Annotated in this window: 14 protein-coding genes and 1 pseudogene; 7 read left to right on the top strand and 8 right to left on the bottom strand. The window is 66.5% G+C overall.

The features are described from left to right. Positions 1-4: 4 nt before the first annotated feature. The 4 genes from ACXAD2_RS26250 to ACXAD2_RS26235 all read left to right on the top strand — a co-directional run bounded on the left by ACXAD2_RS26250 (position 5) and on the right by ACXAD2_RS26235 (position 5620). Complete coding sequence (locus ACXAD2_RS26250) at positions 5-1918, top strand: bifunctional 5-dehydro-2-deoxygluconokinase/5-dehydro-2-deoxyphosphogluconate aldolase (RefSeq protein WP_475177159.1); 1914 nt, start codon at positions 5-7, stop codon at positions 1916-1918. Between the two features lie 113 nt (positions 1919-2031). After that, complete coding sequence (gene iolD, locus ACXAD2_RS26245) at positions 2032-3858, top strand: 3D-(3,5/4)-trihydroxycyclohexane-1,2-dione acylhydrolase (decyclizing) (RefSeq protein WP_475177157.1); 1827 nt, start codon at positions 2032-2034, stop codon at positions 3856-3858. A 167-nt stretch (positions 3859-4025) separates the two neighbouring features. Next, positions 4026-4835 (top strand): 5-deoxy-glucuronate isomerase, encoded by an 810-nt coding sequence (gene iolB / locus ACXAD2_RS26240; protein ID WP_475177154.1) that lies wholly within the window; start codon positions 4026-4028, stop codon positions 4833-4835. Then, positions 4832-5620: a TIM barrel protein gene (locus ACXAD2_RS26235; RefSeq protein ID WP_475177152.1), complete on the top strand. Its 789-nt coding sequence runs from the start codon at positions 4832-4834 to the stop codon at positions 5618-5620. The genes iolB and ACXAD2_RS26235 overlap by 4 nt, the downstream gene beginning before the upstream one ends. Positions 5621-5661: 41 nt before the next feature. Here ACXAD2_RS26235 and ACXAD2_RS26230 read toward each other — a convergent pair whose 3' ends face one another. From ACXAD2_RS26230 to ACXAD2_RS26195, 8 genes and pseudogenes are all read right to left on the bottom strand, one after another. Next, positions 5662-5991 (bottom strand): hypothetical protein, encoded by a 330-nt coding sequence (locus tag ACXAD2_RS26230; protein ID WP_475177150.1) that lies wholly within the window; start codon positions 5989-5991, stop codon positions 5662-5664. 94 nt (positions 5992-6085) lie between these two features. Then, positions 6086-6487 carry an STAS domain-containing protein gene (locus ACXAD2_RS26225; protein ID WP_475178412.1) on the bottom strand — a complete coding sequence of 134 codons (402 nt, stop codon included), beginning with the start codon at positions 6485-6487 and terminating at the stop codon, positions 6086-6088. A 252-nt stretch (positions 6488-6739) separates the two neighbouring features. Further along, positions 6740-7763: pseudogene (locus ACXAD2_RS26220) on the bottom strand (SulP family inorganic anion transporter); the annotation flags it as partial. Positions 7764-7896: 133 nt separating this feature from the next. Continuing rightward, complete coding sequence (locus ACXAD2_RS26215; protein ID WP_475177147.1) at positions 7897-9474, bottom strand: sulfatase family protein; 1578 nt, start codon at positions 9472-9474, stop codon at positions 7897-7899. Beyond that, the gene (locus ACXAD2_RS26210) at positions 9474-11411 is read right to left on the bottom strand and encodes a TRAP transporter permease (protein ID WP_475177145.1); all 1938 of its coding nucleotides are present in this window, start codon (positions 11409-11411) and stop codon (positions 9474-9476) included. Before ACXAD2_RS26210 ends, ACXAD2_RS26215 begins: the two co-directional genes overlap by 1 nt. A gap of 111 nt (positions 11412-11522) precedes the next feature. Beyond that, positions 11523-12533: a TAXI family TRAP transporter solute-binding subunit gene (locus ACXAD2_RS26205; RefSeq protein WP_475177143.1), complete on the bottom strand. Its 1011-nt coding sequence runs from the start codon at positions 12531-12533 to the stop codon at positions 11523-11525. Positions 12534-12600: 67 nt separating this feature from the next. Continuing rightward, positions 12601-13632 carry a LysR substrate-binding domain-containing protein gene (locus ACXAD2_RS26200; protein WP_224904878.1) on the bottom strand — a complete coding sequence of 344 codons (1032 nt, stop codon included), beginning with the start codon at positions 13630-13632 and terminating at the stop codon, positions 12601-12603. 42 nt (positions 13633-13674) lie between these two features. After that, complete coding sequence (locus tag ACXAD2_RS26195; protein ID WP_475177140.1) at positions 13675-14619, bottom strand: nucleoside hydrolase; 945 nt, start codon at positions 14617-14619, stop codon at positions 13675-13677. A gap of 87 nt (positions 14620-14706) precedes the next feature. On the opposite strand from ACXAD2_RS26195, the gene ACXAD2_RS26190 reads away from it, so the two are divergent. The 3 genes from ACXAD2_RS26190 (at position 14707) to ACXAD2_RS26180 (ending at position 17304) form a co-directional block, all read left to right on the top strand. Continuing rightward, positions 14707-15483: a GntR family transcriptional regulator gene (locus tag ACXAD2_RS26190; RefSeq protein WP_475177138.1), complete on the top strand. Its 777-nt coding sequence runs from the start codon at positions 14707-14709 to the stop codon at positions 15481-15483. Positions 15484-15592: 109 nt separating this feature from the next. Beyond that, on the top strand, positions 15593-16462 hold the full coding sequence (locus ACXAD2_RS26185; RefSeq protein ID WP_164181448.1) for a carbohydrate ABC transporter permease: 870 nt from the start codon (positions 15593-15595) through the stop codon (positions 16460-16462). Then, entirely contained in the window at positions 16459-17304 is an 846-nt protein-coding gene (locus ACXAD2_RS26180; RefSeq protein ID WP_475177135.1) for a carbohydrate ABC transporter permease, read from the top strand. Before ACXAD2_RS26185 ends, ACXAD2_RS26180 begins: the two co-directional genes overlap by 4 nt.

The raw sequence follows: 17304 nt of genomic DNA, 5'->3' as shown, positions 1-17304 counted from the left end.
ACCCATGACCAAGACCTTGGATGTGATCACCATCGGCCGGGCCGGTGTGGATTTCTACGGCAGCCAGATCGGTGGCCGTCTGGAAGACATGGGGTCCTTCGACAAATATATTGGCGGCTCGCCCACCAATATCGCCTGCGGCACCGCGCGGCTGGGGATGAAGTCGGCGCTGATCTCCCGTGTCGGCGATGAGCATATGGGGCGCTTCATCCTCGAACAGCTGGCGCGCGAGGGCGTGGAAACGAGGGGCGTCGTCACCGACCCCGAGCGGCTCACGGCGCTGGTGATCCTCGGCATCCGCGATCAGGAACAATTCCCGCTGATCTTCTCCCGCGAGAACTGCGCCGACATGGGCCTGTGCGAGGAGGATATCGACGAGGCGTTCATCGCCTCGGCCCGCGCGGTGGTGCCCACCGGCACACATCTGAGCCACGAGCGCACCCGCGCCGCCGTGCTCAAGGCGCTGGAACTGGCGCGGAAACACGGCGCGCAGACCGCGCTCGACATCGACTACCGCCCGAACCTCTGGGGTGTGCTTGGCCATGGCGATGGCGAGAGCCGCTTTGCCGAGAGCGCCGAGGTCACCGCGCAACTGCAGTCAACGCTGCATCTGTTCGACCTGATCGTCGGCACCGAGGAGGAGTTCCACATCGCCGGCGGCTCGACCGACACGCTGGAGGCGCTGCGCAACGTGCGCAAGGTCTCGGATGCGGTGCTCGTCTGCAAACGCGGGCCGATGGGAGCGACGGCTTTCGAGGGCGCGATCCCAGGCAGCCTCGACGCGGGCCAGACCGGGCCGGGCTTTCCCATCGAAGTGTTCAACGTGCTGGGCGCTGGCGACGGGTTCATGTCGGGCCTGCTGAAAGGCTGGCTCGATGGCGAGGACTGGCCGACCACGCTGAAATACGCCAACGCGTGCGGTGCCTTCGCCGTCTCGCGCCACGGTTGTACCCCGGCCTATCCAAGCTGGGAGGAGCTGCAGTATTTCTTCGAGCGCGGCATCCAGCGCAAAGATCTGCGCAATGATGCGGCGCTTGAACAGGTGCATTGGGCCACCAACCGCAAGGGCGATTGGTCGACCATGCGCGTCTTTGCCTTCGACCACCGCAGCCAGATGGAAGAGATGGCCGGTGCAACGCCCGAGAAGATCGGCGCTTTCAAGCAGCTCTGCCTGCGCGCGGCGCAGGACGTGGCCGATGGCAACGGCGGCCATGGCATCCTCTGCGACGGGCGGCTCGGGCGCGATGCGCTCTACGCGGCCGAGGGCACGGGTCTGTGGATCGGGCGCCCGGTGGAATGGCCGGGTTCGCGGCCGCTGATGCTCGAGCCCGATCTCGGGCCGGACTACGGCGGCCTTCGGGAATGGCCCCGCGATCAGGTGGTGAAATGCCTGTGCTTCTGCCACCCCGAGGATGATGCCGAGACATGGGCCGCACAGGAAGAGACCGTGCTGCGGCTCTTCACCGCCGCGCGGCGCAATGGGCTGGAGTTTCTGCTGGAGGTGATCCCCTCGAAGGTCGCGCCGGTGAACGATGAGACCACGGCGCAGGTGATCCGCCGCTTCTACGCGCTCGGCGTCTGCCCCGACTGGTGGAAGCTCGAGCCGTTCAAGACCGAGGCGGCCTGGGCCAAGGCGGTGGCGGCGATCGAAGAGAACGATCCGCGCACCCGCGGCATCGTGGTGCTGGGCCTCGACGCGCCGGAGAAGGAACTGGCCGAGAGCTTTGCGCTCGCCGCACGTCAGCCGCTGGTGAAGGGCTTTGCCGTGGGGCGCACGATCTTTGGCGACGCGGCGCGGGCGTGGATGAGCGACGCGATCTCCGATGGCGAGGCGGTCGAGCAGATGGCGGCGCGCTACGCCCGGCTGTGCGACCTCTGGGATGCGGCGCGCGCCGGCGCCCGGCTGAATGCAGCATGAAAGATGGCGGGACTAGAGGGGGCGCTGCCCCCGTCCGCGCCGGGGCGCGAACGCCCCCGGGATATTTTGATCTAGACGAAGAGGCCGCGGGCGGCCGCAAAGGAGGAGAGGCGATGGGCACGATCAGGCTGACCGCCGCGCAGGCGATGGTGAAATGGCTCTCGGTGCAGATGACCGAAGAGGGCGAGCGCTTCATCGAGGGCGTCTGGGCGATCTTCGGGCATGGCAACGTGGCGGGGATCGGCGAGGCGCTGCACCGCTATCAGGATGTGCTGCCGACATGGCGCGGCCAGAACGAGCAGACCATGGCGCATGCCGCCATCGCCTATGCCAAGACCAAGCGGCGCAAGCGCGCCCATGCGGTGACCTCTTCGATCGGTCCTGGCTCGACCAATATGGTCACCGCCGCGGCGCTGGCGCATGTGAACCGTCTGCCGCTGCTGATGATCTGCGGCGACGTCTTCGCCAACCGCCGCCCCGATCCGGTGCTGCAGCAGATCGAGGATTTCGACGATGGCACGGTCTCGGCCAACGACTGCTTCCGCCCGGTGTCGCGCTATTTTGACCGCATTGCCCGGCCCGAGCATCTGCTCACCTGCCTGCCGCGGGCGATGCGCGTGATGACCGATCCGGCAAACTGCGGCCCGGTGACGCTGGCCTTTTGCCAGGACGTGCAAGCCGAGGCCTTCGACTACCCCGAAGCGTTCTTTGAGCCCAAGGTCTGGCGCATCCGCCGGCCCGAGCCCGACCCGGTAGAGGTGGATGCGGCGCTGGCGATGCTGAAGGCGGCAAAGCGTCCGCTGATCGTCGCGGGCGGCGGGGTGCTCTATTCGGGGGCCGAAGCGGTGCTGGCCGAGTTCGCCACCCGGCACGGCATCCCGGTGGTCGAAACGCAAGCTGGCAAGGGCGGGCTGTCGTGGCAGCATGAGTTGAACTTCGGCTCGCCCGGGGTGACCGGCTCGGCCTGCGCCAATGATCTGGCGGCGCGGGCGGATCTGGTGATCGGCGTCGGCACGCGATTTCAGGATTTCACCACCGGCTCGTGGACGGTGTTTGAGGCGGCGGACCGCCGGCTCTTGTCGATCAACCTTGCGGGCTATGACGCACAGAAGCACGGCGCCGAGCCGGTGGTCGGCGATGCCAAAGTGGTGCTGGAGAAGCTGGGTGCGGCGCTGAAGGACCGGCTCTACGGCTGGCACGATCCGGCGGCGCGGAGCGGCTGGCACGATGCGGTGGCCGAGGTCATCGCGGCGCCCGAGAAGGCCGGGCTGCCGAGCGATGCGCAGGTGATCGGCGCGGTGCAGCGGGTCTCGACCGAGGACACGGTGGTGATGTGCGCCGCGGGCACCATGCCCGGCGCGCTGCAGGTGCTCTGGCAGGCTGCCAAGGGCGGCTATCACATGGAGTACGGCTATTCGTGCATGGGCTATGAGGTGGCTGGTGCCATGGGCATCAAGCTCGCCGCGCCCGAGAAGGAAGTGATCTGCTTCGTCGGCGACGGCTCTTACATGATGGCGAACTCGGAACTGGCGACGGCGGTGATGCGGCGCGTGCCCTTCACCATCGTGCTCACCGACAACCGCGGCTACGGCTGCATCAACCGTCTGCAGATCGAATGCGGCGGCGCCGAGTTCAACAATATGTACAAGGACAGCAACGTCGAGGTGCAGCCGGAGATCGACTTCGTTAGCCACGCCGGCTCGATGGGGGCGCATGCCGAGAAGGCCGCCAACATCGCCGAGCTTGAAGCGAAGATCGCCGAGGCGCGCAGCCGCGACATTCCCACGGTGATCGTCATCGACACCACGGCGGTGCCGGGCACCGGCGCGGGCGGTCACTGGTGGGACGTGGCGGTGCCGCAGGTGGGCGGTCCGGAGCGGCTGGAGAGCGCGCGGGAGACCTATGCGCAGAACGCCGCCAAGCAGCGGGTCTTCGACTGAGCGCGCTGGGGGAGAGCGGGGGGCAGCGGGGGCCAGCCCCCGCACCCCCGGCGTTTTTGCGGAACAATGAAGGATTGGTGCTCAGGGAACAGAGCGTTGGGCGCCGAGTATTTTTGGAAAGATGAAAGGGTGGGGCCATGAATTGCGCCGCCCGGACAGGAGGACCGATGAGCCATCTTCTTCACCGCCCCTTCGGCGCGCACGGCAAGGTGCATGAGATCACGCCGCAGAGCGCCGGTTGGCGCTACGTCGGGTTTTCGCTCTATCGGCTGCGGCCGGGCGAGAGCGCAGCCGAGGCGACCGGCGAGCGCGAGGTGATCCTCGTGATGGTCGAGGGCAAGGCGAAGATCACCGGCGCCGGGCAGGATTGGGGCGAGCTGGGCGAGCGGATGAACGTCTTTGAAAAGACCCCGCCGCATTGTCTCTATCTGCCGAATGGCTGCGACTGGCGGGCCGAGGCGGTGAGCGAGTGTACTATCGCGGTATGCTCGGCACCCGGCGTGGGCGGTCATGAGGCGCGGCGGATCGGGCCCGAGGGGATCACCCTGACGCAGCGCGGCAAGGGCGCGAACACCCGTCATATCAACAATATCGCCATGGAGAACGAGGATTACTGCGACAGCCTGCTGGTCACCGAGGTATTTACCCCGGCGGGCAATTGGTCGTCCTATCCCAGCCACCGCCATGACGAGGATGATTTCCCGCGCATCACCTATCTCGAAGAGACCTACTACCACCGGCTCAACCCGGCGGATGGTTTTGGCGTGCAGCGGGTCTATACCGACGACCGGCTGCTCGACGAGACCATGGCGGTACATGATCACGACGTGGTCTGCGTGCCGCGTGGCCACCATCCCTGCGGCGCGCCCTATGGCTTTGAGATGTATTATCTCAACGTGATGGCCGGGCCGCTGCGCAAGTGGCGCTTCGTCCCGGCGCCGCCGGTGGAGTGGATCATGGAGCGCGACGCCACATGATCCCCCGCGCGCTGAACCAAAAGACGGCGCGGCATCTTTCCTGGGAAGGCTTTCTCGATCTCGCGCAGCGCCTCGGCTGCGTCGGGGTCGAGCCGCGCGACGATCTCGGGCGGCCGTTCTTCGACGGGCTGGACCCGCGCGAGGCGGCGCGCATGGCGCGCGGCAGGGGGCTGCGGCTGCTGGGGCTGAGCGAGGTCTATGGCATCAACGTCTGGGACCGCGCGCGGGCGGCGCAGGTCGCCGCGCTGATCGAGGTCGCCGAGGCGGCGGGCGCGGAGACGATCAGCCTGATCCCCTCGGTCGATGACCGGCCTGTGGTGCCGCTGCGCGAGGCGCTGCGCGAGGTGCGCGAGATGCTTGCAGGGCGGCGGCTGGTGGCGCTGGTCGAGCCGATCGGCTTTGCCGCGTCGAGCCTGCGGCGCAAAGCCGAGGCGGTAGAGGCGATCGAGGCGGTGGGCGGCAGCGGCTGTTTCGGCATAGTGCATGACACGTTCCAGCACCAGATCGCCGGTGAGTTGCAGGTCTTTGCGCCGTGGACGCGGATGGTGCATATCTCCGGCATCTCCGCGCCCGATGTGCCGCTTGACGCGTCGCAGGACCCGCACCGCGTGCTGGTGGATGCGCAGGATCGCTGCGGCACTCTCGAGCAGATCGCGGCGCTGCGCGCGGCGGGCTACGAGGGCGCCTTTTCGTTCGAATGCACCGATGCGTCGGTACAGGAGAGTGGCGCGCTGCCGCAGGAAATCGCTGCCTCCTTTGCGCATATCGACAGCGCTCTTTGCTGAGCCTCGCGGATTTGCGCGCGCCGCGGCAAGCGCTGCGCGGCTCAGTTGAGCAGGCGCTCGATGCGGCCGCGCTTTTCGGCGTCATTGCCTTGGCCGTAAAGGATGGCGCGCAGCTTGCCCACTTTGGCAGGCGGCACCAATGCGGGGTCGAGACCGGGCACCAGCGTGCGCAGCGTCTGCTGTTCGCCTTGGGTCAGGGTGACGGGCTTGCCGATGCTCATCGCAAGCAGCTGGCCAGAGGGCTCTGCAGCGTTTTGTGCCGCAAGGGCCGCGTCCCCCGGTTCCTGAAACACGTCCGGCCCATGCGCCGCGTAGAGCGCTGTCGGGGCCGCAAGCGCCAGAAGCGCGGCGGCGGTCTTGAGCGGGGTCATGGCTCTCTCCCGTTGCTTTGGAACCAGAGGTCAGAGCATAGCGGCTCGCGCAGTGCGGGCAAGCGCATCCCCGCAACCTGTACTCACACCGCCGTTATTTGGCGGGCGGTCCCGGCTGGCGCGCGCATTCGTGGAAGATGCGCTTGGTGCAGGTGGCGCAGATGTCGCCGTCGAGCTTGGGCACGATCAGCGCGATGGCATCGCCTTTCGACAGGTGCAGCCGCTCTCTGCCAAGCTCGCGAACCACTTTGAAACGCGCCAGTTTGGTCAGGGTGCGCGGCGTCTTGACCTGAAGGTGCAGCGCGCCGCCCATGCGTTCGCGCCGCCGCGCTTCATCAAGGATAAGATCGGCTCCGGCGAGATCGACGTCGCCGCCGCCCTTGACGATGAACAGCATGGTGCGCTGTAGCGGACGCTCGCGTTCGAGCCGCCGGAACTCGCGCCGCAGGTATTCCACCGAGCCGAAGAACAGCGGCCCGTCGAGGCGGCAGACCATGAGCTGCGGGCATTCCTCCAGCCCATTCGGGGCGGCGTGTTTGAACACTCTGCCGGGCGTCGAGGGATCGGGCGCACCCTGTCCGAGGAAGGGGCGCGCGGCACCGCGCAGGAAGAAGCCCAGCGACAGCAGGACGCCCACGTAGATCGCCGTTTCGAGGTTGACCAGCAGCACCGTGGCGAAGGTGACCCCGGCGATGATCGTCTCGGTCGAGGAGGAAGTGACGAGGTGCCGGATCTCGCGAAAGTCGATCAATCGCCACGCCACCAGCATGATCACCCCGGCGATGCCGGGGATCGGCACCACGGCGAAAGCCGGGGCGACCAGCAGCAGAATGCCGAACAGGAAGACCGAAGAGAAGATCGCCGACAGCGGCGTGCGGGCCCCTGCGTCGTAATTGATGCCCGAGCGGGTGAAGGAGGCCGAACTGGGGTAGCAGCGGAACAGGCTGCCGATGACGTTGGACAGGCCCTGCGCCAGAAATTCGCGGTTGCCGTCGATCATCTGCCCCGAGCGCAGCGCCAGCGCCCGCGACACCGACAGCGCTTCGAGCAGGCCGACGATGGCGATGGCTATGGCCCCGCCGCCGAACTCGCGCAGGTCTCCGAGCGAGAGGTCGGGCACGTCCATGCTCGGCAGGATTTCTCCCAGCGGGCCGATGGTGGCGATGCCCGCCTCGGCGCCGCCAAGCGCGAGGCTGATGCCCGTGGCAACGATCAGCGCGGCCAGATAGTTGGGCCAGAGCGGACGCCAGAATCTTGATCGCCAGCCCGACGACAAAGGCCGAGAGCGCCACGATGAGGGCGTGCCAATCGGTGGCGAGCGCGGCCTCTGGGATGGCGCTGACGAAGGCGCCGAGATCGCTGGTCGACGGCAGCGGCACGCCCAGCACATGGCGCAGCTGGCTCAGCGCGATGAGGATCGCGGCCCCGGTGACAAAGCCGGTCATCACCGAATGCGACACAAAATCAACCAGCGCCCCGAGCCGCGCCACGGCAAAGGCAAGCTGGATCAGCCCCACCATCAGGCACAGGGTGATCGCGGCGGTGACATACTCCGGCGATCCCGGCAGGTAGCTCTCCGAGAGCGTCGCGAAGAGCATGATCGACAGCGCCGTGGTTGGCCCCGACACCGCGTGCCAGCTGGAGCCGAGCAGCGCCGCCACGAGCGTCGAGACCATCGCGGTGTAGAACCCGTATTCCGCGGGAAGCCCGGCGATGGCGGCAAAGGCGACGCCCTGCGGCAGCACCAGCGTCGCGCCGGTGAGGCCCGCCATCAGGTCGGCGCGCAGCGTGGCCTTGGTGGTCAGCCCGAACCAGTCGGGAACCAAAGCGGCAGCGCGCGCCCGGAGGGCGCGCGGGGAGGGGCTTTCGCGGGTCATCGGATCAGGCCCAGACACAAACTCAAACTCAGGCGCGGGCGACAGGCGCAGGGGCGGTTTCCGTATGCGCCAGTTCCGCCTGCATCAGTTGCTCCAGCAGACGGGCCTTTACCGGTGCGGCCTCGGGCGTGTCCCAAAGGTTGCGCAGCTCGTTCGGGTCGGCCTCGAGATCATAGAGCTCGCCCCAACCCAGCCCTTGGAACACCGAGAGCCGGTAGCGCGCGTCGCGCAGGCTGTGCACATTGGGGCAGACGCCCAGCCCGTCCATCTGCGCCTGATGCGCGTATTGGATCAGCACGCCCTCGGGGGCGGAGGTCTCGGACATCAGGTCGCGCCCCTGCATGCCCCAAGCCTGTTCGATCTTCGCCCGTTCGAGGATCGTCGCCCCGATGTCCAGCGTCTGACCGAGCCGGTCGCTGCGTGCGCCCTGATCGCCCTGCGGGTCGGCCCAGACGAAGGGCACGCGGGTGATCTGCTCGTATTGCTCGGAGCCTTTGAACAGCAGCCGGTGATCGCCGAGGTGATCGCCATGGTCCGAGGTAAAGATGGTGACGGTCTCATCGCCGCGCCCGCTGGCCGCCAGCGCGCCTTGCACCCGGCCCACCGCGTCGTCGATCATGGTGATCATGCCGCAGGTCAGCGCCTGCGCCTCCTGCGCCTCGCGGGCCGAGCAGCCGATGGCGTTCATGCCCTGAAGGTTGGCCTTGCCGTCCTCGCGCGCGCCCAGCACGCCCGCCACATGCGGCGGCGGCGTCCAGTCGTTTGAGGTGAAAGCTTCGGGCACCGGCATGTCTTCGGGCTTGTACATGTCCCAATAGTCGCCGGGCGGGTTGAACGGATGATGCGGGTCGGGCCAGCTGACCATCAGGAAGAACGGCTTGTCGCTGTCCTTGCGCGCCTCCAGCCACGCGCTTGCGCGCTCGGCGATGTAGGAGGTGGAATAAAGCTCGGACGGGACGGCGGTGCGCACCGCCTGCGGGCAGCTGTAGTCATGCGGCAGCTGGTTCTTCGCGCCCATCTTGGCGCCGATGTCGGGATCGCGCTCCAGCGCCCAGCGGGTGTAATCGCCGCCCACGTGATCGCCGTGTCCGGTGACCAGTTCCACATGGTTGAAGCCGTAAAAGGGCACCGGTACCGCAGGCATCTCGCCCGACCAGAAGTCGGGCTCTTCGACGTGATAGACCGGCGTGGCGAAATCATTGCGCACCGCCTCGCTCAGCTCGCCGTTGGCCTTGTAGTAGCCGGGGCGCGCCTCGGGCGGGGTCAGCACCGGGGCGATGCCGGTGAAGGTCTGCAGGTGGCTCTTGCCGATCAGCGCGGTGTCATAACCCGCGTCGCGCAGCAACTCGACGAAGGTGACATTGCGCTGCGACAGCGGGATGCCGTTGAAGCGCACCCCGTGGCCCGAGGGCATGCGCCCGGTCATCAGGCTGGCACGGTTGGGCATGCAGACCGGGCTCGCCACATAGAAGCGGTCGAAGGCGGTGCCGCGCGCGGCCATGGCGTCGATGTTCGGCGTGCGCACGATCGGGTGGCCGTAGCAGCCAAGGAAATCGGCGCGGTGCTGGTCCGTGATGAACAGGATGAAGCTGGGACGGTCGGACATCAGAGGGCCTCGGCGGTTTGAAGTTTCGCGGTGCGGCGCCAGACGGCGAGCGCGATGCCCAAGGCGAGCGCGGCAGCACCGGCGAGCACATAGGGCGACAGAAGGGTGGCGGCGCAGGCAAGGCGCAGCAGGCGCTCCCAGCCCGGCAGGCGCTGCTTGTCAAAGCCGATGAGCGCGCTGGAAGCGAGGTAGAGCGAGGCCGCCAGCGTCAGCAGCGAGAAGGCGACGAAGCCGAGCGAGGCACTGGCCGCGGCCTCGGTGCCCAGCAGCAGCGCCGGGTTGTAGACGAAGGCGAAGGGCACGAGGAAGATCATCGCGCCGATCCGCGTCGCCTCGACCGCCGTGCCGATGGGCTTGCCCTTCGAGATCGACGCTGCGGCATAGGCCGCGATGGCCACCGGCGGGGTGATCACCGAGGCGACGCCGAAGAAGAACACGAACATATGCGCGGTCAGCAACTCGACGCCAAAGCCGGTGAGCGTGGGGCCCATGACGGCGACGATGGCGATATAGGCCGGCAGCGTCGGCATCCCCATGCCCAGCACGATGCAGCCCGCGGCGGCGATCAGCAGGGCGGCCATCAGCGAGCTGCTCGCGGCATTGGCCAGCAGCACGGCAAACTTGGTCGGGATGCCGGTGGCGTTCAGCGTCGAAACCACGATGCCCACCATGGCGATGGCGATGGCCAGCTGCGCGACGGTCTTGCCGCCCTCGGCCAGCGATTCCAGCAGCTTCCACGGCGCGCGGCGGATCTCGGGGTTGATGAAGCTCATCGGGATCAGCAGGAAGATCGCCGCGATGGAGGCCCCGGCGGGCGACAGGCCCGATACCAGCAGCCAGACGATCAGCGCGATCGGCCCGAAGACCAGCGCGAGGTTGATCCAGTCCTGTCCGGCGGGCGGCGCGACCGCCTCGTCTTCTTCGCGCGCGGTGATGCCAAGCTTCTCGGCCTCGAAGAAGACCGCGAGGAACAGGCTGACGTAATAGGCGATGGCAGGGATCAGCACAGCAAGGATCACGGCGAGGTAGCTGACGCCGACGATATCGGCCATGACCAGCGCGGCAGCGCCCATGATCGGCGGCAGGATCTGCCCGCCGGTGGAGGCGGCGGCTTCGACCGCGCCCGCGAAGTTGCCGGAAAAGCCGCGGCGGCGGATCATCGGGATGGTGACGACGCCGGTGCCGACCACGTTGGCGACGGCGCTGCCCGAGACGGTGCCGAACAGCGCCGAGGCGGAGATCGCCGCATAGGCCGGGCCACCACGGAAGCGGCGCATCAGGTGAAACGAAATGCGGATCATCGAGCCGCCCGCGCCGCAACCTTCAAGCACCGCGCCGAGGATGATGAAGGGCAGCACAGTCGAGAGCACGATGCCCATGATGTTGCCCAAGATGCCTTGGCTGGCGTCGTACCAGATGTTCTGGGCGATGAATTCATTCATGTCGCCGACGATGGTCTGGAAGACGCCGGGCCAGTAGGGGCCGGTGGCGAGATAGGCAAAGACCACGGCACCAAGGATGGCGATGGGCGCGCCCCAAAGCCGCCAGCAGGCGATGATCGACAGCACGGCGGGGATCGCGGCCATCCATGCCTCGCGGGCCGAGAAGAACATGAAGCTGTCCTTCAGCACCATCGAGACCTGATAATAGTCCCACGACACCCAGCTCATCAGCGCCAGCGCGATGGCGTAGCCGATCAGGTGGAAGACGGTGAGCTTGCCGTCGCGGGTCAGCCGCAGGGCGTCCCAGATCAGGAAGCTCAGGAAGCAGAGCCAATAGAACAGCGGCCGGAACCAGTCGAGCTCGAACGGCCCGACGCGCGGCAGCACGCCATAGGTGGGCATCACGTTGGCAAGCCCGGCGAGGGCGATGACAAGACCAACGGCAAGACCTGCCCAGTGCAAGGCCTTCACCCTGCGTTCGATCGAAGATGTCATGAGGTTTCCTCCCGGCCCGGCGTGGGCCCTGCGCCGCGGTGGCGGCGGTGCCCCGGCCCATATGGGGGCCGGGTGCGGTTCATCTGCTCCGGCGGTCTGCCGGCGCCCGGATCACTCTGCCTTCAGCGCGTCCGGGATGGTGATGCCTTGCTCTTCGTAAAAACGCGCCGCGCCGGGGTGGACCGGCATATTGGCGCCCGCGAAGGGCTCGTCGGTGTTGAGCCGCGTCAGCAGCGCGTTGGCCGATTTCATCGCATCGAGATTGTCGAAGAACGACTTGGTGAGCGCATAGGCCGCCTCGTCCGACAGGTCCTTGTTGGCGCCCATCATCATCACGGTGACCATGATGGTCTGGTCTTCGTCGCCATTGACCTGGCCCTGATAGGTGCCCGCGGGCACCACATCGGTGCGCACCGCCTGATCGACGAGGTAGTCAGCCCAGCCGTCGCCCGAAACGATGTCATCCGCGACGCCGAGAATGCGGATCTCGCGCTGCAGGCTCAGTTCCTGAACCGACTGCTGGCCAACGGCGGCGGACATGATGAACATGTCGAACTGGCCATCCTGAAAGGCTTGGCTCGAGGCTTCCCACGGCAGGCGGATGCCTTCGTAATCGGTGCCATCCTCAAAGCCGCCGCTGGCCTCGCGCACCATGCCGCGGGCCTGATTGGCGGCGGCTCCGGCGGGCGGGCCGACATAGACGCGCTTGCCCTTGATGTCGTCCCAGCTTTCGATGCCGCTGTCGGCCCAGACGATGGGATGGAACGAGCCGCCGGGGAAGGTGAACAGCAGCCGCATGTTGCCAGAAAAAGCCTTGGCCTGATCGGCGGCGTTTGCATAAGGCCCAGCACCGCGGGTCATCGCGCCATAGGCGGGCGGCGGCACAACCGCCAGATCAAGCTGACCGGCGCCGACTTTCATCGCCGAGCGCGTCAGCGCCTGACCGAGCGAGACCTGCAGATCATAGCCCGCGCCGCTGGTGAACTGCGCCCATGTCTGCGGCACGATGCCGGTGAGTGACGCGCTGCCACCACCCTCAATGCTCAGCGTTTCGGCGCTCGCCGGAAGGCTGGCGCTTGCCAGCACAACCGCGGCCGTCATGTATTTAAGGGTGTGGAACATCCGCTCTCCTCCGGTTCGGAATTCTCTCCTCTGAGCGCTGACAATATATCATGCGCGCGAGAATGACCTATTCCTTCTCGGCCTCGATCATATCATTATTGGTATGAAGAGGGGCGCGGGACAGGCGCTCGCGGAACATGTTCTGCAGCAGCCGCATCGCCGCGCCGTCCTGCACGCCGGGCAGGGTGGTCAGCCCCACGGGACCGTTGAGCGCGGCATCGCGGATCGGCAGAACCACCACCTCGCCCGCGGCGCGTGCATCGGCCACCAGCGCCTCGACGGTCACCACCACATGGCGCGAGGCGCGGATGGTCTTGTTGATGAAGCCCGCGTCGATCGATTCAATGTCGAAATCCGGCGCGACGAACCCGCTCTTGAATAAAAAGCGCTCCAGTTCCTGCCGGATGATCGTGCCGGGGATCGGCGCCAGCATCGGCTGCTCCAGCAGCGTCCGCAGATCGGCCCGCGCATCGCTTTGCGCCAGCGGATGCTCTGTGCCCACGGCAAAGACGATCGACTCGTCGTAGAGATGCTGAAAGCTCAACCCATGCATCGCGGTGGAATCCGACAGCCGTCCGATCACCAGATCAAGCGCGCCCTGCCGCAGCCGGGCGAGCAGGTCGGCGTTAGAGCCCGAGACGACCCGCACGGTGGTGCGCGGGTAAATCTCCTGAAAGTCCTCGATGATCGCGGGCAGGGTCAGGCCGCAGACGTTGGGCAGCGCGCCGATGCGCAGCAATTCCCGCGCCCCGCCCATATCCTGCGTCGCCTGCAGCCCTTCGGTGAGCAGCGCCATCGCCGCTTCGGCAGCGTCGAACAGCTTGCGCCCATGCACCGTCAGCACCGCGCCGCGCTGCGAGCGGTCAAAAAGCACCACATCCAGCGTCGCCTCAAGCTCGCGGATCGAGCGCGAGACCGCTGGTTGCGTCAGCCCCAGCACATCGGCCGCCGCCATGAAGCTGCCGTTCTGGGCAACCTCGATGAAGCAGCGGACCTGCCGAAAGCGGAGCTTGCTGAGAAGTCGTGCCGAGGTGTCGATCGCAGATCTCCCAATTTGCGCGCCCGTCTGATTTATCCTCAGGCGGGGCGCAAAGGCCATGGCGGATTGCACCGGCTGGCCTTTGGGAGTTTGCGGAGCGCCTCAGCAGAAGGCGTCGACGATCTCGTCCATGAAGGCGGTGAAATCAAAATCCTCGACCACATCCAGCGCCGACAGACCGTCCCAGCTGAAGTTCTCGCGCCGTTCGACGATCGTTTGGCCAAGGGTGATCGGGCTCATGCATTCGATCAGCACGCGCAGCGGCGTGATGCGGGTCCATTCCGGGTGCAGCACGGTGGCGATGGCGACGGAATCGATCAGCCCGCAATAGGTGCCATGTCCGCGCCGCTCGACAAAATCGGTGACCTCGCGCAGCAGCCGCGCCTCGGGGCGGGGCGAGGCGGCAAGGCGCGCGCGATGCGTCTCGGTGAGATGCAACTCGCGCCTCGTGGTCACGTCGAGGCCGCAGGCGGTGAAGTTGAAGCCCGCCTCCAGAACCAACCGCGCCGCTTCGGGATCGACATAGACATTCCACTCGCTGGCGGGATTGTCGCCGGTGGCGCGCTCGGTGCCCGAGGCATGCAGGCCGAAAGCGCCAAAGATCGCGGTCAGGCTTTTCACCTTCTTCGGCAGGTCCGGGTCCTTGATCAGCGCCAGCGCGATATTGGTCATCGGCCCCAGCGCGGCAATCTCAAGCTCGCCGGGGTGGGCGTTGGCCATCTCGATGATCAGATCGGCGGCAAAGCGCGGGTCGAGCGGGCGGGTGCTGACGGGCAGCGCCATCTCGGCCAGACCGTCCGAACCATGCGAGAAGGGATCGCGCGGGTAGGGGCGGGTCAGCGGCTTGAGCGGGCCCTGCGCCACGGGAATGCCCGGCGCGTCGATCAGGTCAAGCAACTGCCGCGCATTGCGCGAACAGGCGTCGGCGGTGAGATTGCCCGACACCGTGGTGATGGCCTTCAGGTCGAAGGCGCCCGAGCGCAGCGCATAGGCGATGGCGACGGAATTGTCGATGCCGGGGTCGCAGTCGATCAGAAGGGGACGCATGTGAGCTCCAATAGGTATTAAACGTAATACCTCATATTTTCATTTTCCTCGGGACGCAATACTGTGGCCGCAGCAGAAGGAGCCCTCATGCAAAGTCGACCCGATCCCGCGCTCGAGTTCCAACCGGTGAACCCAGACTCTCCGGTCCCCGCCTATCTGCAGGTGGAGGATGATCTGCGGCGCTCGATCCAAGGCGCCATGGCCCCCGAGGGCACGCGGTTGCCGCGCGAGATCGAACTGGCCGAGGCCTACGGCGTCAGCCGCGTCACCCTGCGCAATGCGCTGCGGCGGCTGGTAGAGGCGGGCTTTATCGAGCGGGTGCACGGGCGCGGCACCATCGTGAAGGCGCAGCCCGCGCCACTGGAGATCGACCTGACGCTGATGCAGCCGATCTGGCAGCAGATACAGGCGCAGGGCGAGCGCAGCGTGATCTCCTTCCTGTCCCGCGAATGTTGCGCTTTGCCCGCGTCCGTCGCCATGGCGCTCGGGCAGCCTGAAGGAGCGCAGGGCTTCCGGCTGGTGCGCCTCGTCTCGGCGGACATCCGGCCCTTGGTGATCAACACAAGCTGGCTGCCTGCCGCGCTGATGCCGGGGTTCGATCCGCATGCGCTGCTTAACAATTCGGTCTGGAGCACGTTGTCCGAGGCGTTCAAGCTGACGCCCTCGCGTTCGCGCAACCGCGTGGGGATGATCCAGCTTTCCAATGATCAGGCGGTTTTGCTGCAACGCCCGCTTGGCTCGCAGGGGATCGAGATGGAATTGATCACCTTCGACCAGCAGGAGCGCCCGATCGAACTGTCGCGCCTCGTCTGGGGCGATGCGGTGCGGCTGACGCTGAACTCGGCGCCCATGGGGCAGGGCTGACACAGGAAAGCTGACGTCAGGGCGTTGACAAGGACCAAAGGGTATTAATAGTAATACCTCATCGAAAGCCGCACTCACGGATTTAACGACAGGAGAGCCGGGACGCATCATGCGCGCCAGTCCGAGACATCATTCCAGCCTCTTCTGGTTCTGCCTGCCCGCGCTGCTCCTGTCGGTTTCGGTGATCGCGCTGCCGGCCATCGCAACCTATGCCATGTCGCTGACCGACTGGGATGGCGTGTCCGAGCCTTGGTACATCGGCTTTGAAAACTATCAGGACCTCTTCGCCGACCGCGCCTTCTGGAGCACGATGGTCAACAATGGCCGCTGGCTGATCATCTTCCTGACCATCCCCATGGCGCTGGCGCTGTTCGTCTCGGCGCTGCTGACCACGCGGCGCAAGGCGGCGGCGGTCTATCAGGCGATCTTTCTGCTGCCCTTCGTGATCTCTCCGGTCGCCAATGTCGGCATCTGGATGAATGTGATCCTCGACAACAACGCCGGGCTGCTGGGCTGGATCGACCGCAACATCACGCCCGTCGGCTACCCGCTCGGCGATCCGGATACCGCGCTCTACACCGTCGCGGCGGTGAATATCTGGAGCTTCTGGGGCTATCTGGCGGTGATCCTCTTCGCCGCCATGCGGCAGACGCCCGAAGATCAGCTCGAGGCGGCCTATCTCGAGGGCGCGAACGGCTGGCAGATCTTCCGCGAGGTGACGCTGCCCAACATCCTGCCGACCGTGGCGCTGCTGCTGGCGCTGGTGACAATCCTCAGCTTTTTGAACTTCGACTACGTGTTCCTGATGACCGGCGGCGGCCCGGCGGGCTCGACCGAGATGCTCTCGACGCTGGCCTATGGTTTCGCCTTCCGCACCTTCGAGGTCGGCAAGGCGGCAGCCGTGGCGGTGGTGATGAGCGGTTTCGGCATCCTTGCCTCTTTCGCCTACATCTTCGTCAGCCGGGAGGCGCTGAAATGAGCGCCGCGCAACCCCATGTGCCGGGCCGTGCCGGGCGGCTTGCAGGGACCGTGATCCTGCTTCTGCTGGTGGCGGCGGTGCTCTTCCCGCTGGCGCTGATGGCGCTCAACGCGCTGAAAACCCATGCCGAAGTGGTCAGCAATCCGCTGGCGCTGCCGCAGAGCCCGAGCCTTGACGCTTTCGCCCGCGCGTGGCGCACCGGTCAGTTCGGCCACGCGCTTATCAACTCGGTCCTCATCACCGCTGTCACCGTCGCGCTGACCACCGGCACCGCCGCGATGGCGGCATGGCCGCTGGCCCGCAAGGCGGTGCGCGGCTGGCGGATCATCATGCTTTATTTCCTTGCCACGGTGGCGGTGCCGATCCAGCTGTTCCTGTTTCCGCTGTTCTTCGTCTACGCCAAGCTTGGCCTCGTCTCGAACCCGGTCGCAACGGCGGTGATCCTCTCGGCGGTGAATCTGCCGGTGGCGATCCTGCTGCTGCGCAGCTTCGCGCTGTCGATCCCCGCTGCTCTGGACGAGGCGGCCTATATGGAGGGCGCGGGCAACTGGCAGGTGTTCCGGCTGGTGATCCTGCCGCTGATGCGCCCCGGCCTTGTCACCGTCGCGATCCTCACCGGCTTTAACGCGTGGAACGAATATCTGATCACTCAGACCTTCCAGCAAAGCCAGTCGAGCTACACCGTCATGCTCGCCTTCCTGTCGATGAACAGCGAGATCGCCTCGGATAAATCGCTGATGATGGCGGGGGCGGTGATCGTCATCGCGCCGCTGCTCATCTTCTTCCTTCTCATGCAACGCCTGTTCGTCGACGGGGTCACCCGCGGCGCCGTCAAGGGATGA

The organism is Salipiger sp. ABN3_019, assembly GCF_056158605.1.
The sequence above is the reverse complement of the archived record's forward strand: the minus strand, read 5'-3'. Positions and strand labels throughout refer to the sequence as shown.